This is a genomic window from Paenarthrobacter sp. PAE-2, from assembly GCF_026013155.1.
In the GTDB taxonomy this organism is placed as follows: Bacteria; Actinomycetota; Actinomycetes; order Actinomycetales; family Micrococcaceae; genus Arthrobacter; species Arthrobacter ureafaciens.
Genome location: NZ_JAPDNV010000002.1, coordinates 30,500 through 56,095, shown reverse-complemented (window position 1 = coordinate 56,095; position 25,596 = coordinate 30,500). Strand labels below are relative to the sequence as shown.

Annotated in this window: 25 protein-coding genes, 1 tRNA gene and 1 pseudogene; 15 read left to right on the top strand and 12 right to left on the bottom strand. The window is 63.9% G+C overall.

From position 1 onward, the window contains the following. Nucleotides 1-6: 6 nt before the first annotated feature. The 5 genes from OCL88_RS01300 (at nucleotide 7) to OCL88_RS01280 (ending at nucleotide 6,843) form a co-directional block, all read left to right on the top strand. Nucleotides 7-1,494, top strand: a complete 1,488-nt coding sequence (locus OCL88_RS01300; protein WP_410868203.1) for an FAD-dependent oxidoreductase — start codon at nucleotides 7-9, stop codon at nucleotides 1,492-1,494. 168 nt (nucleotides 1,495-1,662) lie between these two features. Further along, a complete protein-coding gene (locus OCL88_RS01295) occupies nucleotides 1,663-3,030 on the top strand; it encodes a GAF domain-containing protein (RefSeq protein WP_264961323.1) in 1,368 nt (455 codons plus the stop codon). A gap of 96 nt (nucleotides 3,031-3,126) precedes the next feature. Next, nucleotides 3,127-4,650 (top strand): aldehyde dehydrogenase family protein, encoded by a 1,524-nt coding sequence (locus OCL88_RS01290; protein WP_264961322.1) that lies wholly within the window; start codon nucleotides 3,127-3,129, stop codon nucleotides 4,648-4,650. Nucleotides 4,651-4,731: 81 nt separating this feature from the next. Then, complete coding sequence (locus OCL88_RS01285) at nucleotides 4,732-5,148, top strand: DUF779 domain-containing protein (protein WP_062097599.1); 417 nt, start codon at nucleotides 4,732-4,734, stop codon at nucleotides 5,146-5,148. A 162-nt stretch (nucleotides 5,149-5,310) separates the two neighbouring features. Further along, nucleotides 5,311-6,843 (top strand): APC family permease, encoded by a 1,533-nt coding sequence (locus OCL88_RS01280; RefSeq protein WP_264961321.1) that lies wholly within the window; start codon nucleotides 5,311-5,313, stop codon nucleotides 6,841-6,843. 130 nt (nucleotides 6,844-6,973) lie between these two features. On the opposite strand, the gene OCL88_RS01275 is transcribed toward OCL88_RS01280, so the two are convergent. From OCL88_RS01275 to OCL88_RS01260, 4 genes are all read right to left on the bottom strand, one after another. Further along, on the bottom strand, nucleotides 6,974-7,609 hold the full coding sequence (locus OCL88_RS01275) for a DUF2461 domain-containing protein (protein WP_264961320.1): 636 nt from the start codon (nucleotides 7,607-7,609) through the stop codon (nucleotides 6,974-6,976). 120 nt (nucleotides 7,610-7,729) lie between these two features. Beyond that, nucleotides 7,730-9,211 carry a catalase gene (locus OCL88_RS01270; RefSeq protein ID WP_264961319.1) on the bottom strand — a complete coding sequence of 494 codons (1,482 nt, stop codon included), beginning with the start codon at nucleotides 9,209-9,211 and terminating at the stop codon, nucleotides 7,730-7,732. Between the two features lie 7 nt (nucleotides 9,212-9,218). Continuing rightward, on the bottom strand, nucleotides 9,219-9,695 hold the full coding sequence (locus OCL88_RS01265) for a Fur family transcriptional regulator (protein WP_021472316.1): 477 nt from the start codon (nucleotides 9,693-9,695) through the stop codon (nucleotides 9,219-9,221). Between the two features lie 30 nt (nucleotides 9,696-9,725). Next, the gene (locus OCL88_RS01260; protein WP_264961318.1) at nucleotides 9,726-10,550 is read right to left on the bottom strand and encodes a hypothetical protein; all 825 of its coding nucleotides are present in this window, start codon (nucleotides 10,548-10,550) and stop codon (nucleotides 9,726-9,728) included. A gap of 109 nt (nucleotides 10,551-10,659) precedes the next feature. On the opposite strand from OCL88_RS01260, the gene OCL88_RS01255 reads away from it, so the two are divergent. Next, nucleotides 10,660-11,931 carry an MFS transporter gene (locus tag OCL88_RS01255; protein WP_264961317.1) on the top strand — a complete coding sequence of 424 codons (1,272 nt, stop codon included), beginning with the start codon at nucleotides 10,660-10,662 and terminating at the stop codon, nucleotides 11,929-11,931. Nucleotides 11,932-12,039: 108 nt separating this feature from the next. After that, nucleotides 12,040-12,909 (top strand): zinc metalloprotease HtpX, encoded by an 870-nt coding sequence (gene htpX, locus OCL88_RS01250; RefSeq protein WP_021472319.1) that lies wholly within the window; start codon nucleotides 12,040-12,042, stop codon nucleotides 12,907-12,909. A 121-nt stretch (nucleotides 12,910-13,030) separates the two neighbouring features. Here the strand turns inward: htpX and OCL88_RS01245 are convergent, their stop codons facing one another. Further along, a complete protein-coding gene (locus tag OCL88_RS01245; RefSeq protein WP_021472320.1) occupies nucleotides 13,031-13,522 on the bottom strand; it encodes a YajQ family cyclic di-GMP-binding protein in 492 nt (163 codons plus the stop codon). A gap of 177 nt (nucleotides 13,523-13,699) precedes the next feature. Here OCL88_RS01245 and OCL88_RS01240 point away from each other — a divergent pair, with 177 nt between their 5' ends. Next, nucleotides 13,700-13,966, top strand: a complete 267-nt coding sequence (locus tag OCL88_RS01240) for a hypothetical protein (protein WP_021472321.1) — start codon at nucleotides 13,700-13,702, stop codon at nucleotides 13,964-13,966. Nucleotides 13,967-14,096: 130 nt separating this feature from the next. Beyond that, nucleotides 14,097-14,178, top strand: a tRNA-Tyr gene (locus tag OCL88_RS01235). 98 nt (nucleotides 14,179-14,276) lie between these two features. Here OCL88_RS01235 and OCL88_RS01230 read toward each other — a convergent pair. Both OCL88_RS01230 and OCL88_RS01225 read right to left on the bottom strand, forming a co-directional pair. Further along, the gene (locus tag OCL88_RS01230) at nucleotides 14,277-15,035 is read right to left on the bottom strand and encodes a potassium channel family protein (protein WP_062097587.1); all 759 of its coding nucleotides are present in this window, start codon (nucleotides 15,033-15,035) and stop codon (nucleotides 14,277-14,279) included. Between the two features lie 47 nt (nucleotides 15,036-15,082). Continuing rightward, on the bottom strand, nucleotides 15,083-15,298 hold the full coding sequence (locus OCL88_RS01225; protein ID WP_021472323.1) for a hypothetical protein: 216 nt from the start codon (nucleotides 15,296-15,298) through the stop codon (nucleotides 15,083-15,085). A 172-nt stretch (nucleotides 15,299-15,470) separates the two neighbouring features. Between OCL88_RS01225 and OCL88_RS01220 the strand changes: the two genes are divergently transcribed. Further along, nucleotides 15,471-16,016 carry an acyl-CoA thioesterase gene (locus OCL88_RS01220; protein ID WP_264961316.1) on the top strand — a complete coding sequence of 182 codons (546 nt, stop codon included), beginning with the start codon at nucleotides 15,471-15,473 and terminating at the stop codon, nucleotides 16,014-16,016. 38 nt (nucleotides 16,017-16,054) lie between these two features. On the opposite strand, the gene OCL88_RS01215 is transcribed toward OCL88_RS01220, so the two are convergent. The 3 genes and pseudogenes from OCL88_RS01215 to OCL88_RS01205 all read right to left on the bottom strand — a co-directional run bounded on the left by OCL88_RS01215 (nucleotide 16,055) and on the right by OCL88_RS01205 (nucleotide 18,471). Next, nucleotides 16,055-16,855, bottom strand: coding sequence for an ABC transporter permease subunit (locus OCL88_RS01215; RefSeq protein WP_062097583.1), 801 nt, complete (start codon nucleotides 16,853-16,855; stop codon nucleotides 16,055-16,057). Beyond that, nucleotides 16,848-17,804, bottom strand: a pseudogene (locus OCL88_RS01210) (ABC transporter ATP-binding protein). The gene OCL88_RS01215 and the pseudogene OCL88_RS01210 overlap by 8 nt, the downstream one beginning before the upstream one ends. Beyond that, the gene (locus OCL88_RS01205; RefSeq protein WP_128397061.1) at nucleotides 17,770-18,471 is read right to left on the bottom strand and encodes a TetR/AcrR family transcriptional regulator; all 702 of its coding nucleotides are present in this window, start codon (nucleotides 18,469-18,471) and stop codon (nucleotides 17,770-17,772) included. Before OCL88_RS01205 ends, OCL88_RS01210 begins: the two are co-directional and overlap by 35 nt. A 233-nt stretch (nucleotides 18,472-18,704) precedes the next feature. Between OCL88_RS01205 and OCL88_RS01200 the strand changes: the two genes are divergently transcribed. Together OCL88_RS01200 and OCL88_RS01195 are read left to right on the top strand one after the other, a co-directional pair. Beyond that, complete coding sequence (locus OCL88_RS01200) at nucleotides 18,705-20,477, top strand: GDSL-type esterase/lipase family protein (RefSeq protein ID WP_062097580.1); 1,773 nt, start codon at nucleotides 18,705-18,707, stop codon at nucleotides 20,475-20,477. A gap of 83 nt (nucleotides 20,478-20,560) precedes the next feature. Continuing rightward, complete coding sequence (locus OCL88_RS01195; RefSeq protein ID WP_021472329.1) at nucleotides 20,561-20,941, top strand: thioredoxin family protein; 381 nt, start codon at nucleotides 20,561-20,563, stop codon at nucleotides 20,939-20,941. A gap of 83 nt (nucleotides 20,942-21,024) precedes the next feature. Here OCL88_RS01195 and OCL88_RS01190 read toward each other — a convergent pair whose 3' ends face one another. Both OCL88_RS01190 and OCL88_RS01185 read right to left on the bottom strand, forming a co-directional pair. Continuing rightward, nucleotides 21,025-21,303: a putative quinol monooxygenase gene (locus tag OCL88_RS01190; protein ID WP_062097575.1), complete on the bottom strand. Its 279-nt coding sequence runs from the start codon at nucleotides 21,301-21,303 to the stop codon at nucleotides 21,025-21,027. A gap of 99 nt (nucleotides 21,304-21,402) precedes the next feature. After that, nucleotides 21,403-22,377 carry a DNA-3-methyladenine glycosylase family protein gene (locus OCL88_RS01185; RefSeq protein ID WP_264961315.1) on the bottom strand — a complete coding sequence of 325 codons (975 nt, stop codon included), beginning with the start codon at nucleotides 22,375-22,377 and terminating at the stop codon, nucleotides 21,403-21,405. Nucleotides 22,378-22,511: 134 nt separating this feature from the next. On the opposite strand from OCL88_RS01185, the gene OCL88_RS01180 reads away from it, so the two are divergent. From OCL88_RS01180 to OCL88_RS01170, 3 genes are all read left to right on the top strand, one after another. Next, entirely contained in the window at nucleotides 22,512-22,904 is a 393-nt protein-coding gene (locus tag OCL88_RS01180; protein WP_062097571.1) for a VOC family protein, read from the top strand. Nucleotides 22,905-22,971: 67 nt separating this feature from the next. Then, nucleotides 22,972-24,357 carry a cystathionine beta-synthase gene (locus tag OCL88_RS01175; protein WP_264961314.1) on the top strand — a complete coding sequence of 462 codons (1,386 nt, stop codon included), beginning with the start codon at nucleotides 22,972-22,974 and terminating at the stop codon, nucleotides 24,355-24,357. Nucleotides 24,358-24,426: 69 nt separating this feature from the next. Beyond that, complete coding sequence (locus OCL88_RS01170; RefSeq protein ID WP_021472334.1) at nucleotides 24,427-25,596, top strand: cystathionine gamma-synthase; 1,170 nt, start codon at nucleotides 24,427-24,429, stop codon at nucleotides 25,594-25,596.

Here is a 25,596-nt window from a genome sequence, read left to right as displayed (position 1 = left end):
CCAACAATGGCGTGGCTTACTGCTTCGGAAGGGCAAACGGTGTCTGACTCAGCCGCAACCATCCCCAATCGTCCGCTTCGCGTTGCGATCGTCGGCGCAGGTCCGGCAGGTGTGTACGCCGCGGACATCCTGACCAAGTCCAACGAGGTCAAAGACGGCCACGTCGAGGTCAGCATCGATCTTTTTGAGGCCTACCCCGCTCCCTATGGATTGATCCGGTACGGCGTTGCACCTGACCACCCCCGCATCAAGGGGATCGTGAACGCCCTGCACAAGGTGTTGGACCGCGGCGACATCCGCTTCCTGGGCAACGTGACGTACGGCAAGGACCTGACCCTCCACGACTTCCGGGCTTTCTACGACGCGGTGATCTTCTCCACGGGAGCCATCAAGGACGCGGACCTGAACATCCCGGGCATCGATCTGGAGGGTTCCTTCGGGGGAGCGGACTTTGTGTCCTGGTACGACGGCCACCCGGACGTACCCCGCGAATGGCCGCTCGAGGCCAAGGAGATTGCCGTGATCGGCAACGGCAACGTGGCCTTGGACGTGGCGCGGATGCTGGCCAAGCATCCCGAGGAACTGCTGGTGACGGAGATTCCGGACAACGTGTACCAGGGCCTCAAGGCCTCGCCGGTGACGGACGTCCACGTGTTCGGTCGTCGTGGTCCTGCGCAGGTGAAGTTCACCCCCTTGGAGTTGCGTGAGCTCTCCCATTGCAAGGATGTGGACATCGTCCTGTATCCCGAGGACTTCGAGTTCGATGAAGCTTCCGACCAGGCCATCCGGACCAACAACCAGATCAAGACCATGGTCAACACGCTGACCAACTGGTTGGTGGAGGAGCACGCGGAATCCGAGGAGCCCTCTTCCCGCCGCCTCCACTTGCACTTCCTGCACAGCCCGGTGGAGATCCTCGATTCCCCGGAGACCCCCGGCAAGGTAGCCGCCATCAAGTTCGAACGCATGGAACTGGACGGTACCGGCAATGCCAAGGGCACCGGGGAGTTCCTCGAGTACACGGTCCAGGCGGTGTACCGGGCCATCGGGTATCACGGTTCGCCGCTGGATGAGCTGCCGTACGACGCCCGCCGCGGCGTCATTCCGAACGACGGCGGCCGCGTCCTTGATGCCGACGGCAAGCCCGTCCCGGGAATCTACGCCACGGGCTGGATCAAGCGCGGGCCGGTAGGCCTGATCGGGCACACCAAGGGCGACGCCCTGGAGACCATCGGCTGCCTCCTGGAGGACCGGCTCAACCTCCCGCCGGCGGAGAACCCCGATCCGCAGGCAATCATCGATCTCCTCGAAGAACGCGGCATCGAGTACACCACATGGGACGGCTGGAACCGGCTCGACGCCCATGAGGCCTCCCTTGGCGCCGCCTGGACCGCGGACGGTGCCAAGGACGGGGAAGGCGCGGGCGACGGAATTGTCCGTGAGCGCATCAAGGTTGTTCCGCGCGAGGAAATGATTCGGATCTCCCGCGGCTGAGCTGTACTTCCCGCGGCTGAGCTGTACCTGCCGCGGCAAAGCCGGGTCTCCCATGCCGGAGCTCATGCCCCGCCCGGGCTTCCCGGCGGTACCCAAAGCAGGGACGCCACACTAGACTGGCGCGTACCGTCCGCTGTTTGTGCTGTTTGTCCTGCCGCCAGGAGTTCAATGAGGAACCCGATCCAGCCGCCGCTTCCGGGCTCGGATGCCGCCCAACTGCTGCAGCGCCGTGCCTTGAGCGGTCACGAGCACTTGGACGGGTTGGCGCTCGGCGCCGACCATGTCCCGGGGCTTCGCAGGCTGGTCCGGGAGTCGTGGCAGCGTTCTGCCCAGTTGAAAGCGAACCCGGATGCGGCCGAGGCTCCGCTTGCCATGGACAGTGACGAGTTGGAGGATTATAGGCGCCAGCACCCGCTCGCCACCATCATGCCGGTGATCCGCAAGCTCCTCATCCAGCCAAGCCACGAGAGCGGTTTGCTGGTCGCGGTGGGAGACGAGGTCGGCCGCCTCCTGTGGGTGGACGGCGACCCCGTGATGCAGCGGCGCGCGGAGGGCATGATGTTCGTTGCCGGTTCGGACTGGTCCGAGGCTTCGGTGGGGACCAGCGCCCCGGGGACCGCACTGGCCCTTGACCGCAGCATCCAGATTTCCGGGGCTGAGCACTTCAAGCGTTCCGTGCATCCGTGGAGCTGCACCGCTGTCCCGTTCCACGATCCCGATTCCGGCGCCCTGCTGGGGGTCGTCGACATCACCGGCACCGAGGCGGCTGTTGCTCCCCACACGCTCTCGCTGGTGGAGGCCACCGTTGCCGCAGCCCAGGCGCAGTTGCGGATCGAACGTCTCCAACTCGCCGCTGCGGCTTTCGAAAAACCACGACGCCGGAGCTCACCCCCGGGTGCTGCGGTCACCGGCGGAGGGGTCAAGGACAGGAACACGCTGTACCGCAACAGCCTGCAACTGCTGGGCAGGGACCAGGCGTTATTGAGTCTCGGTGGCAGGAGCGTCACGCTGTCGGCGCGGCACAGCGAAATCCTGGCGATCCTCGGAAACCACCCGGAAGGGCTGAGCGCCGACGAGTTGTGCGCACGCCTCTACCCGGGCCAGGGATCGGCCGTGACGCTGCGCGCGGAGATGGTCCGGTTGCGCAAGGTGGTGCAGGAACTGAGCCCTGAAGCTGTTCCCGAATCCCGTCCGTACCGGCTTCCCGTTGAGCTGCTGCCTGATTCGGACCAGGTCCTGAGCTGCCTGCAACGCGGCGCACACCGCATCGCCCTGGAAATTTACAAAGGTGCCGTTCTTCCGCGTTCGGAGGCTCCCGGCGTCGTGCCGTTGCGTGAGCGCGTTTCGCACTTGCTGCGCGAGGCGCTGCTTACCGACGGCAGTGTGGATTCGCTCCTGAAGTACGCCGCGTTGCCGGAGGCAAAGTACGACGCCGACCTCCGCCTTGCGATCCTGAGGCTCCTGCCGCCGCGCTCGCCCAAGCGGGCTGCGATCGTGGCAGACCTTGAGCGGCTTGAGGATGAACTGGGCGCGTGACCTGGACCACATAGTTGCAACGTTGCTGCAACCTTCCCGCTCCTAGGCTCGGACCAATGGCAACAGCCACCGTGATTCGCAGCAAAGGAGCTAGCAATGACTGTTTATGCACAGCCAGGTGCCGAAGGTTCGAAGGTTACCTTCAAGGACCGGTACGAGAACTGGATTGGCGGGGAATGGGTTGCCCCGGTCAAGGGTGGCTACTTCGAGAACATCACTCCGGTGACGGGCAAGGCTTTCTGCGAGGTTGCGCGGGGTACGGCCGAGGACATCGAGCTGGCATTGGATGCCGCGCATAAGGCGGCACCGTCCTGGGGCAAGACCTCAGCCGCAGAGCGCGCAGCCATCCTGAACAAGATCGCGGACCGCATTGACGAGAACGTCGAGCTTCTGGCCGTCGCGGAAACCTGGGACAACGGCAAGCCCATCCGCGAGACCCTGAATGCGGACATCCCCCTGGCGGCCGACCACTTCCGCTACTTCGCCTCCGCCATCCGCGCCCAGGAAGGCCACCTGTCCCAGCTCGATGACGACACCACCGCCTACCACTTCCATGAGCCGCTGGGTGTCGTGGGACAGATCATCCCCTGGAACTTCCCCATCCTCATGGCCGTGTGGAAGCTCGCTCCCGCGCTGGCTGCCGGCAACGCCGTGGTGCTCAAGCCCGCCGAGCAGACGCCGAGTTCCATCCTGGTCCTGATCGAACTCATCGGTGACCTGCTGCCCGCGGGCGTGGTGAATGTGGTCAACGGCTTCGGCGTGGAGGCGGGCAAGCCGCTTGCGTCCAGCTCCAGGATCCGGAAGATCGCGTTTACCGGTGAGACCACTACGGGCCGGTTGATCAGCCAGTACGCCTCCAACAACCTCATCCCCGTCACGCTGGAACTTGGCGGGAAGAGCCCGAACATTTTCTTCGACGACGTCGCTGCGCAGAACGATGCGTTCTATGACAAGGCCCAGGAAGGCTTCACGCTCTTCGCTTTCAACCAGGGCGAAGTGTGCACCTGCCCCTCCCGCGCCCTGGTGCAGGAAGGCATCTACGACACTTTCCTGGCCGACGTCATCGCCCGCACCAACAAGATCATCCAGGGCAACCCGCTGGACACCGACACGCAAGTCGGCGCGCAGGCTTCCAACGACCAGTTGGAGAAGATCCTCTCCTACATCGACATTGGAAAGCAGGAAGGGGCCAAGGTCCTCACCGGCGGCGCCCGGGCCGAGCTCTCCGGGGACCTGGCCGGCGGCTACTACGTCCAGCCCACCATCTTCGAAGGACACAACCGGATGCGGATTTTCCAAGAGGAGATCTTCGGTCCCGTGGTGTCCGTGACCAAGTTCAGCGACTACAACGATGCGATCGGCATTGCCAACGACACCCTCTACGGCCTCGGTGCCGGGGTGTGGTCGCGCAACGGCAACGTCGCCTACCGGGCCGGGCGGGAAATCCAGGCCGGCCGAGTGTGGGTGAACAACTACCATGCCTACCCGGCCGGCGCGGCCTTCGGCGGGTACAAGTCATCCGGCATCGGCCGTGAGAACCATGCCATGATGCTCGACCACTACCAGCAGACCAAGAACCTGCTGGTCAGCTACAACGAGAACAAGCTCGGCTTCTTCTAGACAACCAAGCGCGGCAGGTGCCCCCAAGGACGTTTCCTTCGGGGCATCTGCCGTGACTACGTGGCATCACCAGGAGGTTCAATGGCCAGCGTGGAAGCATCGAGCACGATTCCGGGAGAGGAGTTCTCGCGGGTGTCGCTCACGGAAGAGTCCGTAGCGCTTTTGCGGAAACTGTGGGAGCAGCACGGACCCCTCATGTTCCACCAGTCCGGCGGTTGCTGCGACGGTTCGGCACCCATGTGCTACCCGGCCGGTGATTTCCTGACCGGTGACTCGGACATTCTCTTGGGCAGGTTCCACATCTGGCCGGGAGACGATGAGCAGCCCCTTGAGTTCTGGATGTCCAAGGAGCAGTTCAACTATTGGTCACACACCCACCTCACGGTGGACGTCGTGACCGGCCGGGGGAGCGGCTTCTCGGTGGAAGCGCCGGAGGGAAAGAGGTTTCTGATCCGATCCACGATCATGGACTGGGATGTGCGGGTGTCTGACAGCTAACGAGGCACGGTGTGGTGGAGGCCACGTTCCGGGTAACTGCAGCAACACCTGCCCCAGTGGTGTAGGCGGCGTCTCATTATTTGGGACAAATATGGCCGTCCATTGGCCGGACCCTATCCTTGATAGGTCCTATACCACCCCCATCCAGAATGTGGCATCTTTATGAACATTTTCAGGACCAAGCCCGTCGAGCAGTCGATTGCCGACGCTGACGAACCCGGTCGCAAGCTTAAGCGCAGCCTCAGCACCTGGGACCTGATGATCATGGGTGTTGCTGTCGCTGTTGGCGCCGGCATCTTCTCCGTCGGTGCGAAGGCCGCAGCGAACTTCGCCGGACCCGCCGTCACCATCTCCTTCGTTGTCGCAGCCATCACCTGCGCCCTCGCCATCATGTGCTACGCGGAATTCGCCACGGCAATCCCGGTGGCCGGCTCCGCCTACGTCTTCACCTACGCCACCATGGGCGAGGTCCTTGCCTGGATTATCGGCTGGAACCTCATCCTTGAACTGTTCACGGCGGCGGCAGTGATCGCCAAGTATTGGGGCATCTACCTCAGCACCGTGTTCGGGCTCATGGGCGTGGAACTCCCGCCCTCCATCCCGCTGGGTGGGGTGGAACTCTACTGGGGCGCCTTCCTGATCGTCGCGATCTTCACCGTGCTGCTGGTGCTGGGGACAAAGCTGTCCGCACGCGTCGGCAACATTTTCACGCTCATCAAGATCGGCGTGGTTCTGTTCGTGATCGTTGTGGGCTTCACCTACGTGAAGTTCTCCAACTACACCCCGTTTGTCCCGGCCTCCGAACCGACCGGCGGTTCCGGCGTGGCCGACGTCATGAAGCAGTCCTTCTTCGGCTTCCTGACCGGCGCTGCACCGGCCCAGTACGGCACGCTGGGCGTGTTCGCCGGCGCAGCCCTGGTGTTCTTCGCTTTCATCGGCTTCGATGTGGTGGCCACCTCCGCCGAAGAGGTCAGGAACCCGCAGAAGACCCTGCCCCGTGGTATCTTCGGTGGCTTGGCGCTGGTGACGCTGCTTTACATCCTGGTGTCGCTGGCACTGACCGGCATGGTGTCCTACACCCAGCTGGCGGAAGTGAAGAACCCGACGTTGACCACCGCCTTCGAAGCTGTGGGCAACACGGACGCCGCCAAGGTGATCGCCTTCGGCTCGCTGATCGGCCTCACCACGGTGATCATGGTCCTGCTCATGGGCCTGGCCCGTGTTGTGCTGGCCATGAGCCGCGACGGCCTGCTTCCGCGGGCACTGTCGAAGACCAGCGACAAGCACGCTACCCCTGCCCGCTTGCAGATCATCTGCGGTGCTGCAGTGGCCGTGGTGGCCGGCGTGACCAAGGTTGACCTCCTCGAAGAGATGATCAACATCGGAACGCTCTCCGCGTTCGTCATGGTGAGCCTTGGCATCCTGGTGCTCCGCAAGAAGCGCCCGGACCTGAAGCCCTCGTTCCGGGTGCCGTTCGGCAAGGTCCTGCCATGGGTCTCGGCAATCCTCTGCCTCTACCTGATGACCAACCTGGCCGTGGAAACCTGGCTCTTCTTCGCGATCTGGCTCGTGGTGGGCATCATCATCTACTTCTCTTACGGGCAGCGCCACTCCCGCCTCAATGAGAAGTTCGCCGCAGCCAAAGCCTCGATCGCTAACAAGCCCGGCGATGAGGACACCTTCACCAAGGTTTAGCCCTCGGTGGGGAGGCAAATGCCCCCCACGCGGCCCAGCGCGACCTCGATGGCGCTCACACATGCGCCCGGAATCTGTATGGTTCCGGGCGCATGCCTGTTTCCCGACAACGATCCACATTTCTCCACCGTTACGGCGCCGCGTGCTCGCCCATCCATTCCACCAGCGGCTGCAAGTCCCGCCACCGGGCAGTGATCTCCTGCACGGCTGCCGGTGTGGACAGCCACACCGGCTGGCCAAGATCGAGGGCTGCAGACAACGATTTGTGTTTCAGCAGTTCCGCCCGCGGGTGGTTCTTATCGAAACCCCGGGGAACCGTCTTGAGTGTTTCGCCCTCGATGGAGAACCCCGCGGCGGCAAGGGCATCGACGATCCGCTCCAGTTCACTGCCGCTGGCTGGCGCGTCCACCGCTGCACGGTAGCGGGCCAATTGCGCCGGACTGTGCGCAAAGAACCCGCCGCTGACGCGAAACCCGTCCGCGCTGACCTGGACGTAATAGCCAACGCGTTCATGGCGAGCTGCAAACCCGCCCTGAGCCGTCTTGTAGGGCGACTTGTCCTGCGAAAAACGGACGTCGCGGTTGGGCCGGAAGACCTTCGCCGACCCGAACTCCGGTTCCAACTCCGCAAGGAGGGCTGTCAGCGGCTCCCGCACGCCGGCGTCGTACGCGCTTTTGTGCTCCAGCCACCACTCACGGTTGTTGTTCTCTTCAAGTTCTTCGTAGAAGCGGAAAGCGGCCGTGGGGATCCCTTGGAATGTGCTCATATAAGGATCCTATGGACGGCGCTGCACAGGCAGCCACAACCGGAAGATGCTATGTGGAAAAGAAAATCACCCCGCCGCGGAAGATCCGCGACGGGGTGATCCGGGTAAAACCGGAAACGCTTAGAGCTTGTTGGCTGCTTCTGCGTCGGATGCGCCCTGGCCTGCGCCGAGGTTGGCGCGCAGCTTGGCGCCGAGGTCGGCGTCAACGTTGGTCCAGTACTGGATGGCGCGTTCCTTGATGTCGGCGCTCTTCACGCCGCCGACTGCACCGGTGATGGTGTCCAGGAAGCGTGCCTTGGCAGCCTCGTCGTACACCTCGCGGTACAGGGTGCCTGCCTGGCCGAAGTCGTCGTCCTCAGCGTGCAGGGAGTGGGCGGAGAGGGTGAGCTCGCCGTCGTTCTCCCAGCCACCTGCGGGGGAAGCCGGCTCAACGGCAGCCGGGCCGCCCACGGTGTTCGGTGCGTACACCGGGGTGGTCGGGGCGTTGAAGAGGTAACGTCCCTGGCCGTCCTGGCTGTAGTTGTGAACCGGGCTCTTGGGCTGGTTTACCGGGATCTGTGCGTGGTTGGTGCCAACGCGGTAGCGGTGAGCGTCAGCGTAGGAGAAGATGCGGGCCTGCAGCATCTTGTCCGGGGAGGCAGCAATGCCCGGTACGAAGTTCGACGGCGCGAAGGTGGCCTGCTCGATCTGCGCGAAGTAGTTCTCCGGGTTCTTGTTCAGCTCCATGGTGCCCACGTGGATCAGCGGGTAGTCTGCGTGCGGCCACACCTTGGTGAGGTCGAACGGGTTGAAGCGGTAGGTCTTGGCGTCCTCGTAAGGCATGACCTGGACGTGCAGTTCCCAGGACGGGAAGTTGCCGGCTTCGATGTTCTCGTAGAGGTCGCGGATGTAGAAGTCTGCATCCGAACCGGCCAGTGCCTCGGCCTGCTCGCCCGTGATGGAGTTGACGCCCTGGTTGGACTTGAAGTGGTACTTCACCCAGAAGCGCTCGCCTGCAGCGTTGATCCACTGGTAGGTGTGCGAGCCGTAGCCCTGCATTTCACGCCAGGAAGCCGGAAGACCGCGGTCACCCATGAGCCAGGTGACCTGGTGGGCGGACTCGGGGGAGAGGGTCCAGAAGTCCCACTGCATGTCAGCGTCACGGAGGTGGCTGCCCGGAAGGCGCTTCTGGGAGTGGATGAAGTCCGGGAACTTGATGCCGTCGCGGATGAAGAACACCGGGGTGTTGTTGCCGACGAGGTCGTAGTTGCCCTCGGAGGTGTAGAACTTCACGGCGAAACCGCGGGGATCGCGCCAGGTGTCAGGAGAACCGTTTTCGCCGGCAACGGAGGAGAAACGGATCAGCATGTCCGTCTCGGCGCCCGGCTGGAGGAAGGTTGCCTTGGTGTACTTGGAAACGTCCGACGTGGTCTTGAACGTACCGAATGCGCCGCCGCCCTTGGCGTGGACAACACGCTCCGGGACGCGCTCGCGGTTGAACTGTGCGAGCTTTTCCACCAGGTAGTGGTCGGTCAGGATGATGGCACCGTCTGCGCCGACGGACTTGGAGTGCGCGTCAGAGGTAACGGGGGCACCAGACTGTGTTGTGGAAATGGCAGTCATCGTTCTCCTATTTCTTGGTTACTGGTAGTACGGGAAGCTGTTGTTTGGCTTGGCAGTCCTGGCAGATCCCCTGGTACAGGACATCTGCGATCTGGATGGTCATGGGCTTGGTGTGTTCGTCCCAATGCGGAGTGAGGCACGGTGCGTGTCCCACGGCGCAATCCACGTCCTCCACCTTGCCGCAGCTGATACAGACGGCGTGATGGTGATTGTCGCCCACCCTGGTTTCGTACAGCGCCGGGGAGTGCGGGGGTTCGAAACGCCGCAGCATCTGCAAGTCCGTGAGATCGCTGAGCACCACGTAAACCGACTGCGCCGTCAGTTCCGGTAGCTCCTCACGGGCGGCAGCGAGAATACCCTCTGCCGGGGAGTGCGGATGATGCTGGACCGCGGCCAATACTGCCAGCCGCTGTTTGGTCACGCGCCGTCCATGGGAACGCAGGGCGGCTGCCCATGCGTCCTGGTCGGCTGTGTGATCGATCATGCATCCATTGAAGCATTTATTTTGAGAAGTTCACAATAAGGCGAGGTTAACTTCCGGGAACGTGAACAAAGCCGGGAGGGGGCTCTCCGTTTCGGCGCCCGAACGCCCAACCGCATGAATCCGGACGGAGCCTTCATCGCTGGCGGCTTCCACCGCAACGCAACTGAAGCCGCTCACTCCGCCGGGCAGCGGCAAGGCGCCCAAAGTTGCGGCGATGGCCACCATGTCGGCGGGTTGCATTTCGGCAATCTCCCGGGCGCTGCCGGGCGGTTCGATCACGCAGTGCGGTTGGGCTGCGTCCAAGGACACCAGCCGCGGGCCCTCCTTTGGATCGCGTACGACGCCGGAACCCGGCTCCCGCGAAGACGGGCCGCTTGGGCGCGGGGCAGGGCGGGCGCCGGATGCTTGATGGGCATCAGACAAGGGACCCGACGCAAAGAACCTGATGGATTGCCGCAATTCCATATCCACGGCTTCCAACGCGTGCTCCGGTTCGGCCACGCGTCGGTGGGAGGGCAGCGACAGCTGGCGTCCCGGCGTCGTGGTTTCAGCCTCCCAGCGCGCAAACAGATGGAACGTCGGCGTCGAGGACTCCGCAACCGGTTCTCCCACCGCGGAACCGAGCGGATGCCAACGGTGGGCAAACATCACGGCACACCTGCCGGCGCCCAGGACGTCTTGCAGCGCAGCACGGGCGAGGTTATGGCAGTGGAGCCAGTCGGCCGCCGAGGACTCGTTGAATTCCGTGGAGGGGTCGGACAAGCGGATCAGGATATGTCCGGCAGTCAACGGGTGCCGTGGCCGGGCCAGTTCCCAAATACCGGAGCGGAACAGCAACTGCCGTGATAGCACCATGGTGGACTCCTTCCCCCGGGTGAGCCTACCAAGCGCCTCGTCCCCAGGGGAGACGCCATGCGAGATGCCGTGTTCCGGTACTGTCTGCGTGACTGGTTAGGGTTACACCGTGGCAAAACTCCTGGCAGACATCACTCCCCTGAAAGAGAGCCCGGCTTTCCGGCGGCTGTGGCTGGGAGCATCAGTGGCTGCCATCGGCACCCAACTCACGCTGGTGGCCGTCAGTCTGGAGGTCTACCGCCTCACCCAGGAAAGCTTCTACGTGGGTCTGCTGGGAATCTTCGCACTGGTGCCGCTGGTCATTGCCGGGCTGTATGGAGGCTCGGTGTCCGACGCCTACGACCGCCGCAAAGTGGCCCTCGCGGCATCCCTGGTGTTGTGGTTGACCACCGCCGGTCTGGCCGCGCAGGCATGGTTGGAAATCGGCAACATCTGGCTGCTCTACGCCCTGGTGGCCGTGCAAAGCGGTGCGCAGGGGATCAACGGCCCGGCCCGCAGCGCCATTATTCCCCTCCTGGTCCGGAAGGACCTGCTCCCGGCCGCAAACGCCTTGAACATGCTCACCTTCGGGTTGTCCATGACCGCGGGCCCGCTGTTGGCAGGTGTCCTGGTGGCAACCATCGGCTTCGGGTGGACGTACACCATTGACGTTGTCAGTTTCACCTTCGCTTTGTGGGGGCTCTTCAAACTTCCGCCCCTGCCGCCGTCCAAGGAAGCCTTGCGCCCCGGGCTCCGCTCGGTGGTGGAAGGCTTCCGGTTCCTGGGTACCCGGCCCAACGTCCGGATGACGTTCATCATCGACCTCATCGCCATGATCTGTGCCCAACCGCGGGCGTTGATGCCCGCCATCGGAGCGGTCATGATCGGCGGCGGCGAAACCACCGTGGGCGTCCTGCTTGCAGCTACGGCAGTCGGTGCGTTCCTGGCAGGGCTGTTTTCCGGGCCGCTTGGCAGGGTCCGCCGCCAGGGCATCGCAGTGGTGGCGTCCGTGGTGGGTTGGGGCGCCTCCATTGCAGCATTCGGCGGAGTGGTCCTGTTGGCCGGGGATTCCGGACGCGATGGAGTAACGCTGTGGCTGATCCCGGCTGCGGCCTGCTGTGCGCTCGCAGGGATCTCGGACTCCGTCAGCGCCGTCTTCCGGACCACCATCCTCCAAGCAGCCACACCGGACCACCTCCGCGGAAGGCTGCAGGGCGTCTTCATTGTGGTGGTTGCCGGCGGTCCCCGCGTGGGCGACATGCTGGCCGGCGGCGTCACCCGGTTCCTCGGCGAAGGGGGAGTGCTGCTCATTGGCGGCGTCCTGTGCATGGTCCTTGCGTGGGGTGCTGCCCGGCTGCAACCCGGCTTTGTGGCCTACGACGCCAAGCACCCGCTACCGTAGCGCGAGCAGCACGGCGGTTGGTGCGGGCCGTACGGAACATGCCAACCGGCGTCGGCGTTTATCACTACAGAACATCAACAAACGGGCGACGAAAGCGAAAGAACAACCGTGCACAAACACAACAATGGACTCAAAACCGCAGCACTCTTTGGTGTCCTGTGGGCTGTGCTCTTGGCTTTGGGCGCCCTCATCGGCGCTGGCACCCGCAGTTCGGCGCCCATCTGGATCATGGCACTGGTCGGCGTGGCCACCACGGCCTACGGCTACTGGAACAGCGACAAGATCGCCATCAGGTCCATGGCCGCCTACCCCGTCACCGAAGCCCAGGCGCCGCAGCTTTACCAGATCGTGCGGGAACTCTCCGTGCGGGCCAACCAGCCCATGCCACGGATCTTTGTTTCGCCGACCATGACACCCAACGCGTTCGCAACGGGCCGCAATCCCAAGAATGCCGCGGTGTGCTGCACCGAGGGCATCCTCCGCATGCTGGATGCCCGGGAGCTGAGGGGCGTCCTGGGCCATGAGCTCATGCACGTCTACAACCGGGACATCCTCACATCCTCGGTGGCCGCCGCCGTGGCGGGCGTGATTACGTCCGTGGGCCAGATGCTGCTGTTCTTTGGCGGTGGAGACCGCCGCAACGCGAACCCGATTGCGACGATCGCCATGGCGTTGCTGGCGCCCTTCGCAGCATCCCTGATCCAGATGGCCATTTCGCGGACCCGGGAATACGACGCCGACGAGGACGGTGCCGAGCTGACCGGAGACCCCCTGGCGCTCGCTTCGGCGCTGCGCAAGATCGAATCCGGGGTGACGCAATTGCCGCTGCCCCAGGACCAGCGCTTGGTGAACGCCTCGCACCTCATGATCGCCAACCCTTTCCGGGGCGGAGGAATGCGGCGTATGTTCTCCACGCATCCGCCCATGGCTGAGCGGATTGCACGGCTGGAGCGAATGGCCGGGCGGCCGCTGGGCTGAGTTGCCTTCCGGGTTGGCCGTAGACGCTGCGCAGCCTTAAGGCCACTGGGCAGCTTTAAACAGGGAAAACCGGGGTTCCTTGCCCCGGCTTTCCGTGTTTACTGCGTGAGCTGCAGAAGTACTAGCTGCGGAAGTTCACGAACTGCAGGTCGGCTTCCTCGAAGTTCTTGAGGATCGCCATCGTCGCCTGCAGGTCATCACGGGACTTGGAGGTCACGCGGAGTTCGTCGCCCTGGATCTGGGACTTGACGGACTTGGGCGCTTCGTCGCGGATGATCTTGTTGATCTTCTTGGCGATGTCCTGCGCGATGCCTTCCTTGATGGTGCATTCAAGGCGGAATTCCTTGCCCGACGGGTAAGGCTCGCCCTGCTCAAGGGACTTGAGTGAGATGCCGCGCTTGATGAGCTTGGACTGGAAGACGTCCAGGACGGCCATGACGCGGTCTTCGGAGTTGGCCTTCATGAGGATCTTCTCGCCGCTGAAATCGATCTCCGCGCCGACGCCCTTGAAGTCGTACCGCTGCGCGATTTCCTTCTGGGACTGGTTGAGCGCGTTGGCGACCTCCTGCTTGTCCACCTTGCTGACGACGTCGAATGTTGATTCGCCTGCCATGACTCTCCTTAGGTTGGGGGCCCGGTAAGGGCGGTTTGCCTGCCAATAAGCCTAGTACGTATGCGGGATGTTGGAGCCGGGAAACCCTTTCACAGTTCGCTCACAGCACACGCCCGGTGGGAACCGAGCAAGCTGCCCAAGAGTTGTACCTGTTGGTTAAGCCACCCGGAGGTAAGCATGAACAGCAAGGCCGTCCACTACGTCAGCAAGTCCGCTTCGGCTGCGGCCGGTTCCATCGGAACTGCAGCAGTTGCAGCAGCCAGTGCCGTTGCAGCGGCGGCCGTTGCAGCCTCGATCGTCCTGAGCCCCGTACCGGATGCTACGGCCCGTATGGACGGCGTCCGCGCGGACTTGCAGAAGGCGGTGGAACTGAACCAGATTACGGCCGAACAGGCGGCCCGGTTCGAAGCCAAACTCGCCGGACGGATCCTCGGGGAAGCCTGATAAACCAAGGGAATCCGGCCTGTTGGTTCCCGATTAGATTCTTGGCCGGAAGTTCTGTAAGGTTGTCTCTGCCTTCGGTTACCGGATCGAAAAGAAACGGTCTTCCGGAAGTGATCTTCTTTCGAAGTTCGGCAGATTACCCGAGCGGCCAAAGGGGGCTGACTGTAAATCAGCTGGCACTGCCTACGGGGGTTCGAATCCCTCATCTGCCACCCAAACGGGAAATCCCCGGAACCACTGGTTCCGGGGATTTTTCGTTGCACCAGGGGTTCCGTCGGGGCCTAAGTGGCGACTACGCGGGCCACCCCGCTCAGCGGCTCTCCGAGATCTTCCGGAGTTCCGCGATCTCAAGCCGCAGGGCGGCGATTTCGGTCACCAGGTCAGCCACCTCAGCGCGGACAGGTTCCTCGGCAGCGGCTGCTTTCTCTCCGGCGGCGGCTGCGACGTCCTCGGCGTTCTCCTCAATCCGCTGAACGAGCCACGAAGCGATGGACGCCGTCACAATACCGAGGACGGCGATGCCACTCATCATGAGAGCTGCGGCCACGATCCTGCCGATGGGAGTCACCGGGTAGAGGTCTCCGTAGCCAACGGTGGTGATGGTGGTGACAGCCCACCACGCGGCGTCGCCGAAGGACAGGATCTTGGCGTCAGGGGCGTTCTGCTCTACGTCCAGCACGGCGAGCGCGCCGACGAGGATGAGCATGGCCGCCGCGCCGGCAACATAGGTGGCCACCCGGCCGCGGAGGGTTTCACCAACGGTGCGCTGCAGGACGGACAGGAGGGTTACCAGCCGCAGCAGCCGGAGGGGCCTGAAGAAGGGGAGCACCACGATCAGGAGTTCGTGGAGGTTCCACAGGAACCATCGCACTCGGTCTTCGGCCAGCCAGAGGTTCACGACGTAGTCAAGCGCGAAGATGCCCCAGGTGATCCACAGGATTACCTCGAAGGGGAGGGCCGCAGCACCATTGACGCGACCGATGACCTGCCAGGCGTAGGCGGTGAGGAAGATCAGTGCCGTGGCCATGAGGGGCCACTCGACGAGGTCCCGGTATCGCGCTTGTGTCATACGGGAATACTAGTCAGCATGGGCAGTTCCGCCCGGAATGAACTCCATCAGGCTGCGGTGGTCTCCAGCCAGTAGCCGTCCAAGTGGTGAATCAGTTGCCGCCCCAGCCCGCCCTTAAGCTGGATCCACAAAGTGCTGCGATCATCGGTCATGCCGTCAATGGTTCCTTCAATGCGGTTTCCCCTGGCATCGCGGAGGGCAACCTCCTGGTGCGCGTCCAGATGCGGCCAAAGTTCGCCGGCGGTTCTGGTTTGGTCGTTCAATAGGGTCTCCTCGAATTGCTGAATGGTCACAGGGTTTGTCGTTATTCTGCATGCTTTCGGTAAACCGGCGGTAAACGTATGTGCAATCGATGGACATAAAGCCGGCGGCGGGCGGGCGTCCATCATGCGGTCGACCGCCACACGGCAAGTTACTCATGGGTAACATGGACCCATGCACCTGCTTCTCCGCACCATCATGCTGCTCTTCACGTCCGCCAAACGGTCCCCGCTCTCTGTTTGGGGTACGTCCTCGCTGCCCATGCGTGTCCTGCCCACCGACATCGACATCGCCTTGCATGTCAACAACGGCATGTACTTCTCGTTGATGGACCTCGGCAGGTTCGATCTCATGGTCCGCAGCGGAACGTGGCGCAAGATGCGCAGGAAGGGATGGAGCCCGGTGGTGTCAGGCGAGACCATTTCCTTTCGGAAATCCCTGCAGCTCTGGCAGCGCTACACCATCGAAACCCGCATCATCGGTTTGGACTCTCGGGCCATCTACCTTGAGCAGCGCATGGTGGCAAACGGCGAAATCTACGCCCGCGCCCACATTGCCACCCGTTTCGTGGCCAAAGGCAAGCCGGTCAGCCAGGAAGAAATCATCGCCGAGTTCGGAGAGCCACCGGCAGGTGTTGAACTGCCCGACTGGATCCACGAATGGCGGGAAAACAACGCGCTTCCGGGTGCCCGTCGGCCCGCTCCGCACGTCTGGCACTAGAACCGGCGTCCACGTGCCCGGACGTCCTTGTGCAGGTGCTAGACCCCCACATCCCGGCGCTGCAAGGCCGCAGCGCCCACGGCGACCAATCCTGCGGAGATGGCCAGCAGCCATGCGGCAACTCCCCAGTCGGCCCCGTTGGCCACCGGCGAGTTGCTGTAGGCCCAGTGGTAGGGCGAGAAGTTCAGCAGCCATTCGACGTTTGAACTTTGCCGGCCCACGGCGTTGAAGACATACCCGAGGACGGCAACGGCCGCCCCCGCGGCAATCCCGTAGACCTTCCGCCCGGTCATCGCCCCCACGCAGAGGGCGGTGGTGCCGGTCAGCAGCGCAAGTCCGGCGAACAGCACCGCGGCCCCGGTGAGGTGCCCGACGTCGATATTTAGTTTGGCGGGTTCGTTCAGAACCAGCACCAGGACGAAAACCAGCATGGAAAGAGCGGCAACGCGGACCACCAGGGCGGCAGCGCGTTCGAGCACCACTTGGACGCGGGTCACGCTGTGCGCAAGCGTCAGTTCCAGCAGGCCGGATTCTTCGTCGCCGCCCACGGCCCCCGCACCCCAACTTACGGACGCCATGGACATGAGCAGGAATCCGATCAACCCGAACAAGGTGGCCTGGGTGTATCCGGGGCCGGAGGCGATCTGGTCGTAATTGAGCGCTTTGGTCATGCCTTCGGGGAGCGCGTCGATCATCTGCTGCATCTGCTCGCTGCCGCCGATCGACGGGTAGAGCGGCAGATACAGCATGATCGCGCCGGCGAGTCCCAGGGCCCACGCGAGGGTGGAGCGCCAGGAGTCCGTCAAGGCCTTGGCGAAAAGCGGCAGCGGCTTAGACATGGCGCACTTCCTTCCGTGCCGGCGCGGGCGAATCTTCGGTGTAGAGGGTCAGCACGGCTTCCTCCAGGTCCGGCTCATCAAGGACCAGGTCCGTCAGGTTGAGCCGGGCCAGTTCACGCACCAGCGGCTGGACGGTGCCGGACAGGGTGGCGGTGGCTTCCAAGGTTCCGGCCGAATCCCCGGGCACGTCGCGGATTGCCACATTGGCAACGCCCGGCACCCTGGCCAGCAGCGCACCGACGTCGTGCGTTTCGGCTCCGGCCACCCGGAACTTTAGCTTCCGGAGGGCGGCATCCCGCAACGCTTCCACCGTGGAGGTGGTGACGATGCCGCCGTCCCGGAGTATCGCCACCGAGTCCGCGGCCTGCTGGACTTCGCTGAGTACATGGGAGCTCAGGAAGACCGTGGCTCCTTCGCCCACGGCTTCGCGGACCATCGCGTGGACCTCCTGCTGGACCAGCGGGTCGAGGCCACTGGTGGGCTAGTCCAGGATGAGCAGCTCCGGCCGGTGCATGAACGCCTGGAGCAAGCCCAGTTTCTGCTTGTTGCCTTTGGACAATTTGCGGGTCTGCCGGTCGAGGTCCAGGTTGAGCCGGTCGGCGAGTGCGTCCACGTGCCGGGGATCCACGGGGCCACTGATCGCTGAGAAATGTTCCACCACCCGGCGTCCGGTTGTCCGGTTTTCCAGGTGCAGCTCTCCGGGCAGGTAGCCGATCCTTCGGCGCAGTGCAGGGCCGCCGTAGCGCGGGTCTTCGCCGAGCACGGAGATGGTGCCTGCGCTGGGGCGGATGATGTCCAGCAGGCAGCGCATGGTGGTGGTTTTCCCGGCACCGTTGGGCCCGATGACTCCGAACACCGTGCCGGCGTCGATCGTGAAGTCCAGGCCGTGGAGGACTTCGTGGTGGCCGAACTTCTTACGCAACCCCTGGACGACTATTGCGTGGTTCACGGGGCATGCTCCCTTCAGGTTTGCGGGTTTGCAGGACTTCGCGGGCGGCATCGAGGAAACGGGTATCGGCGTACAGGCCGTGGGTGTAGATGTCCAGCGCGGGAAGCGTGAGTTTCCTGAGCATTTCCGGCCCGATTCCGTGCGGTCCGTTAACGGGGGCGCCCAGGGCCCGGGACGCGTGGCGGCCCAGCATCAGGAGGGACAGGCTGTTGGAGGCGATGACGACGGCGACAGCCCGGAGATCGTCGACGTCGCGGATGGTGCCGGCTTGGATTCCGGAACGGAGGATGTCCTCGGTTTGGCTGACGACTGCATCGAAAAAGGCGTCGCCGGCACTGGACTCGTCGCTCAGCGTCCGGCGTATGTAGGTGATTTCGCTGGCGTAGTGGTCCGGATGGTCCAAATAGTCCTGGATGAGGAGCCGGGTGCCATCAGGGTCTGTTTTTTCCTTGCCCTGCCCCGCCGTTTGGCGCAGCACGTGCTGGTCGCAGGCTTCCCGGAGGGCGGCTTTGCTGCCGAAGTGGTGGATGACCAGGCCCGGGCTGACTCCTGCCTGGGCGGCCACCGAGCGGATGGTGGCGCGGGAAAATCCGTCCCGTCCGAAGAGGACGATCGCTGCGTCCCGGATACGCGCCCGGGTGGTCAAGTCATCTGCGACTGAACGCATGTTCCACATGTTAAACAGCTGTTTAGTGGCAAACAAGATGCGGAAAATAACGATGTGGCAGCATCGGCCGCGTCGTGTGGCGCGTCGAATCCGCCGTCGAAGATACTTGCCTGACTGTTTCCGTTCAGGGAAGCAGGGACAAAACATCCCGCAAGGGTTTTTCATGGGGTAGCGGTATGCGTTTTTCAGGGTCTCAGCCAGGCGGATTTGGAGCTGCATCCTCCGTCGCGGCAATGGTGTGTTTCGTGCTGGCCTGCCTGTTCGGTGTTTCATCCGCGGCGCAGGCGGCGCCCGCCCGGGTTCCCCTTGCCACACCTGCGGTCGGCGGAGCGATCGGCCACCTTTACAACACCAGTTCCTGGGCACGCAGCGTCCTCCTTCGCCCCACATCCGCCGAGGAGTGCACGGCGTCCGGATGTATCCAGCGGTTCGCCGGGGGAGACATCGCCTGGTCGGCCCGGACGGGTGCGCGCGTGGTGGTCAACGGACCCGTCAGGACTGCGTGGTGGGATAGCGCAGGCCCGGCTGGTTACCACGGATACCCCACCACGGACACCGCCAGCGGGTTGCGCAACGGTGGTTCCAAGCAACTGTTCGAACGCGGTGCCATCACATCCTCCCCGAGCCTCGGTGCCCAGCACACTACGGGCGCCATCCACATGGCCTGGCTCAGGACGGGCTCGGAAAACGGATACTTGGGCTACCCCGTCACGGGAGAACGTACGGGACTGCCCGACGGCGGCGTGTACCAAGCGTTCGAGCGCGGCTTCATCGTGTGGGCGCCGGGCACGGGAGCACATCCTTCCATGGGTGCCATCCGTGAGCGCTGGCGGCAGTCCGGGCTGGAGCGCGGAGAACTAGGCTACCCCACCTCCGATGAATCCCTCGGACTCCGCAACGGGGGCGCCGCGCAGCAGTACCAGCGCGGGACCATCGTGTGGTCGCCCGGCACAGGCGCCAAGATCCTCACCGGTGCCATCAGGAACTACTGGTCTGCCACCGGAGGCCAGAACGGGGCACTGGGATACCCCGTCAGCGAGGAACACCGGCAGTCCACGTTCGTGTACCAACAGTTCCAAGGCGGAACCGTGTACTGGTCTGCGGCTACGGGCGCCCATTCCACTACCCATGGGGACATCCATAACCGCTACGTTTCCCTGGGCGGAGCGGCAGGGACCCTCGGACTGCCCTTGACTGACAAGCTTCCCCGCGCCGGTGGCCTGGTCCAGCAGTTCGTCAACGGCTGGCTCGTGTGGGGTCCGGCCACCGGAGCCCGGATCGTCGGCCACCCAACCTACAAGGTGTGGTCGGTAAACCCAGGGGATTTCGGCTGGCCGTTAAAGGACACATGGACGGACGCGCGTGGTGCCCACGTTGCATTCCAGAACCTGGAAACCATCTGGAATGACGCCACCGGGGAGCTGTATTCGGCCGAAGCCGTGGACGCGTCCACGGTGGTGTTCCTGGGGGACTCCCAACTGGACCTGGATTCCTGGGGTGAACAGGGTGCGCGCGCCCGGGGCTACACCCGGCAGGTGGTCCGCAGCATCGGGGGAATGGGTTACGTTTCCAGCAGCCCACTGGTGGGCGGCTCCGGGACGGATGCTTTGATCGGGGACCGGATCCTGTTGCCGCAAGGCAATCCCGGCTTGGTGGTGGTGACGCTGGGCGGTAACGACGCCAGGATTTTCGCCTCCGATGCCGCCATCCTCTCCCAGGCAAACCGTCTGTGGGACGAACTCCGCCGCAAGTACCCGCGCAGCACCATCCTGGTCAACGGGGTGCTGTCGCGTTACGACGGCAGCCACTTCCAGCGCCGATGGGTGGACGGCCTCCTGACCCGCGAAGCCGCACTGCGGGGTTGGCCGCGCATCTCCATGGCAGGCACAGCGACCATCGCAGGCGCTGACGCCAATTACCTGGATGGCGTGCACCTGAACCAAACGGGCCACAACAAGGTGGCACCGCTTTACGCCTCTGCCTTGAAGCTCGTCCTGGGCAAGTAGGCCCGTTTATTCCCCGTGACGCGGGAAGCGAACAGGGGCCGGCTCCACGGGACATCGCGTGCGGGGTCGCGTACCGTGGAAGCATGGCTACAGTTGACATCACTGGAGAACAGTTCGCATCGACCATTGAGGGCAATGACATTGTCCTGGTGGATTTCTGGGCCGAATGGTGTGGCCCGTGCCGCCAGTTCGCGCCCGTCTACAAGGCGTCGTCGGACAAGCACTCCGACGTCTTCTTCGCAAAGGTGGATACCGAAGCTGAGCAGCAGCTCGCCGCCGAAGCCGGAATCACGTCCATCCCCACACTGATGGCTTTCCGTGAAAAGGTCCTGGTGTTCTCGCAGCCGGGCGCCCTCAACGGTCCGCAGCTGGAGCAGGTCATCGAAGCCGTGAAGGGCCTGGACATGGAAGAAGTCCACGCCCACGTTGCCAAGCAGCGCGCCGCCCAGGCCGAGGAAAACTAGGCCCCACGTTCACGAACAGCGGGAAATGCATCGAGGTCGCCGGAAATTTCCGGCGACCTCGATGCATTTCAGCGAAAGTGGGGTCAGAGGCGTTCGAGCTGGATCGGCTCGGCCAACAGCGCGCTCAGTGACTCGTTCAAATCCTGGACGGCAGTTCCCTTGGAGTGCTTGTCCAGCAGGTCCTCGGACTCCCAGCGCTCAGTCAGCACGAGCTTTTCTTCAGTTGCTTCGGTCAGTTCGTAACGGATGCAGCCGGGCTCGTTGACTACCTCGTCAATCGCGATCTCAAGGGCGAGCTTCACGCGGAAAAATTCGCCTTCGTTGGGGATGAACGTGGCTTTCAGGTCGATGGGTTCACTCATGCGTCCCACCCTACCGGGAGGACGCGCTCACCTTGCGCTGTTTACGGCTCTGTTGCGGCGGGGGCTTGGATCAGGCTTTGTACCAGTCGAAGCGACGGATCAGTGGGCGCGGTGGTCCTGGACAGTCATCCGCGGGCCGAAGGTGGGCTTGCGGAAACCGCTCAGGTACAGCATGCGTACCAGCCGTTGCCTGTGACCCCGCCACGGCTCGAGGAGTTGGAGCATTCCGGCGTCATCGGTCTTGCGGCCGGTCAGCGCATATCCGACGTAGGCGGCCAAGTGGTAGTCCCCTACGGAGATGGAATCCGGGCAGCCATGGGTACGTTGCACCACTTCGGCTGCCGTCCAGATCCCGATGCCGGGAATCGTCTGCAGTTTGGCTCCGGCTTCCGTCGCGTCCAGCCCGGCCAGGCGTTCAAGTGCGACGGCGGACTGCAGCGCCCGCATCACGGTTGCCGAGCGCTGCGGGCCGACTCCCGCTTTGTGCCATTCCCACGAAGGCACGGCCAACCATTGCCGCGCGGTGGGTGGAACAAGCAGGCCTTGCGGTGCTACGCAACCGGGGGCCTTGGTTCCGTAGCGGTACATCAAATACCTGTAGCCGCGCCGGGCCTCCAAGGTGGTGACCTTTTGTTCGAGGATGGTGGGCACCAGCGAGTCAACCATCCGCCCGGTGGAAGGCAGGCGCACAGCCAGGTTCCGGCGTCGTGATTCAGTCACCAGCCGCGGAAGGGTGGAATGGAAAGCGGGTTCGTCGAAGGCGGACCAGTCGTCCTCGCCACCCAACAACCGGGGGACGCCGGCGATCGCTGCTTCAGCGCCCGGGCCCCAGGCCTGCGCATCGACGAACGAATCCGCGCCCAAACCCCCGGCCGAGAGCCGCAAAGTTACCGGCCCGGACGCCGTGGTGAAGGCAAGCCAGAAGCCGCTGGGGTGGGCAGCGAAAGAAGGGTCTCCGTTGCCGCGCTGGAGCGGAAACAAGGTCTGGTCGAGGCGGTAAGCGGCACCCGGATGCCACCTCAGCGATGCGTCCGCCGCGGCCGCGACGAGCGGCGGGGCTTCTGCAATGGTCATGTTTTCATGGTCCCACGCCCCGCTGACATTTCGCTCCACGGGGCCTTACGGCCGTTGTCCTCCGAGGCTAGACTCCGTGATGTGGCGCGGGTGGGCCGCGCCCCAAATCCTGAAAAGTCAAAGGAGCGCGGACCATGGGTGGAGTTGTGCATTTTGAGATTCCCACGGAGGACAGGGAACGGGCGAACTCGTTCTATGCGAGTGCTTTCGGCTGGAACCTGAGCCCCATGCAGGGGATGGACTACACCATCGCCCTTACTGCCGAGTCAGACGAACAGACAGGGGCACCCAAGGAGTCCGGCGTCATCAACGGAGCGCTGTTTTCGCGCACCGACACCCTGAAGAACCCCATTCTTACCATCGACGTTGATGACATCGACGCCGCGCTGGCTCACGTGGAGCAGTCCGGCGGTTCCGTGGTCCAAGGCAAAGACGCCGTGCCCGGAATGGGGTACTACGCATACTTCAAAGACACCGAGGGCAACATCCTGGGGGTGTGGCAGACGGACGCGTCAGCCGGAAGCTGACGGCGGAGGCTCCATGGGCGCGTTGCCCGGTCCGGTGGTGCAGCGGGCAGACGGTAACTTTGTACCTATGAAGTACGCCCAGTCCGTGTTGGACCTCATCGGCAATACGCCCCTCATCAAGCTCAACCACGTGGTGGAAGGCATCAAAGCCACCGTCCTGGTGAAGCTTGAATACATCAACCCGGGCGGCTCCATCAAGGACCGCATCGCCGTGAAGATGATTGAGGATGCCGAGAAGGACGGCCGGTTGAAGCCGGGCGGCACCATCGTGGAACCGACGTCCGGGAACACCGGTGTGGGCCTTGCGCTGGTAGCCCAGCAGAAGGGCTACAAATGCATCTTCGTCGTCCCGGACAAGGTGGGCGAGGACAAGCGTGCCGTTCTCCAGGCCTATGGCGCCGACGTAGTGGTGACGCCAACCGCCGTCGCCCCTGACAGCCCGCAGAGCTACTACGGTGTGTCCGATCGCCTGGTGCGGGAGATCCCGGGCGCTTTCAAGCCGGACCAGTTCTCCAACCCGGCCGCGCCCGGAAGCCACTTTGAATCCACCGGCCCGGAAATCTGGCGGGACACCGACGGCCGCGTGACCCACGTGGTCATCGGTGCAGGAACCGGCGGCACCATCACCGGTACCGGGCGGTACCTCAAGGAGGTTTCGGGGGACCGACCGCAGTCCGACGGCGGCCCGGTCAAGGTCATCGGGGCGGACCCGGAAGGCTCGGTCTACTCCGGCGGGACCGGCCGTCCGTACTTCGTCGAAGGTGTTGGCGAGGACATGTGGCCGGATAACTACGACCGTTCCGTTCCGGATCACGTCATTGCCGTCTCCGACGCGGACTCGTTCGCGATGACCCGGCGCCTGGCCCGTGAAGAGGGCCTCCTTGTGGGCGGCTCCTCGGGCATGGCGGTAGTGGCGGCTCTCCAAGCCGCCAAGGACCTTGATGAGTCCGCCGTCGTAGTGGTCATCCTTCCTGACTCCGGCCGCGGATACCTTGCCAAGATCTTCAACGACCAGTGGATGCGCTCCTACGGCTTCCTTTCCGGCGGCGAAGAGTCATCAGTGGGCGAGGTGCTTAAGTCAAAGACGGGGGAGATGCCGGACCTGGTCCACATCCACCCGAACGAGACCGTCCGCGACGTCATCAACATCATGAACGAGTTCGGTGTCTCCCATATCCCGGTCCTGTCACAGGAACCACCCGTTGTGATGGGCGAAGTGCTGGGTGCCGTGGATGAACGCAGCCTCACCAGCAAGCTGTTCCGCGGCGAGGCCAAACTCACGGACAAGATCTCCGAGCACATGGGCGATCGGCTGCCCGTCATCGGATCCCTCGAAACCATTTCCGCCGCGCGCGAGCTGCTGTCCGACGTCGACACCGTGATGGTGACGTTCGTCGGGGCTCCGGTGGGAATCCTCACCCGCCACGACCTCCTGGCCTACCTGAGCAACTAGCGCCGATCCCCAGCACTGACGCCGATCCCCAGCACTGACGCCGATCCCAGCACTGACAAAGGAGCTTCCATGTCTGCCAACAACACTGCAGGTTTCAATACCCGTGCCGTCCACGCCGGGCAGGAATTCGAGCCACGCACCGGCGCCGTGGTGCCGCCGCTGCACTTCAGCACCACCTACGCCCAGGACGGCATCGGCGGCCTGCGCTCCGGTTACGAGTACGGTCGCGGCGGCAACCCCACCCGCGACGCGCTGCAGGAGCAGCTGGCCGCCCTTGAAGGCGGAACTGCCGCCTTCTCCTTCGGCTCGGGACTCGCCGCCGAAGATTCGCTGATCCGCGCCATCGCCCGTCCGGGCGACCACATCGTGCTGGGCAATGATGCCTACGGCGGGACGTACCGGCTCATCAACCGGGTGCTCGGCGACTGGGGGATCGGCAACACCCCCGTGGATATGTCGGACCTCGACGCCGTAGCCCGCGCCGTGGCCGCGAACAAGACGCGCATCGTGTGGGTGGAAACGCCGTCCAACCCGATGATGAAGATCACCGACATCGCGGCGCTCGCCGAGGTAGCCCACGACGCCGGGGCCCTCCTGGTAGTGGACAACACCTTCGCGTCTCCCTACTTGCAGACGCCGCTGGCCCTGGGGGCCGACGTCGTGGTCCACTCCACCACCAAGTACATCGGTGGCCACTCCGACGTCGTCGGCGGTGCAATCGTGGTGAAGGATGCTGACCTGGCGGAGAAGATCGGCTTCATCCAGTTCGCTGTGGGTGCGGTCTCCGGGCCGATGGATGCTTTCCTGACGACGCGCGGGCTCAAGACCCTGGGTGTCCGCATGGACCGCCACAGCGAGAACGGGCAGGCTGTGGCCGAGTGGTTGCTGCAGCGTCCCGAGGTGGAGGCTGTGCTGTACCCGGGGCTCCCGGACCACCCGGGCCATGACCTCGCAGCCAAGCAGATGAAGAAGTTCGGCGGCATGGTTTCCGTGCAGTTCAAGGGCGGTGAGGCAGCTGCGCGCAAGGTGGCTGAATCAACGTCCGTCTTCACTCTGGCCGAATCCCTGGGCGGCATCGAATCCCTCATGAACTACCCGTCGGAAATGACCCACGCCTCAGTGAAGGGCACGGAACTGGCAGTACCGGTGAACCTCCTGCGTCTGTCCTGCGGCATCGAGGATGCCGAGGACCTGATTGCCGACCTTGAACAAGCCTTCGCCAAGATCAGCAACGGCTAG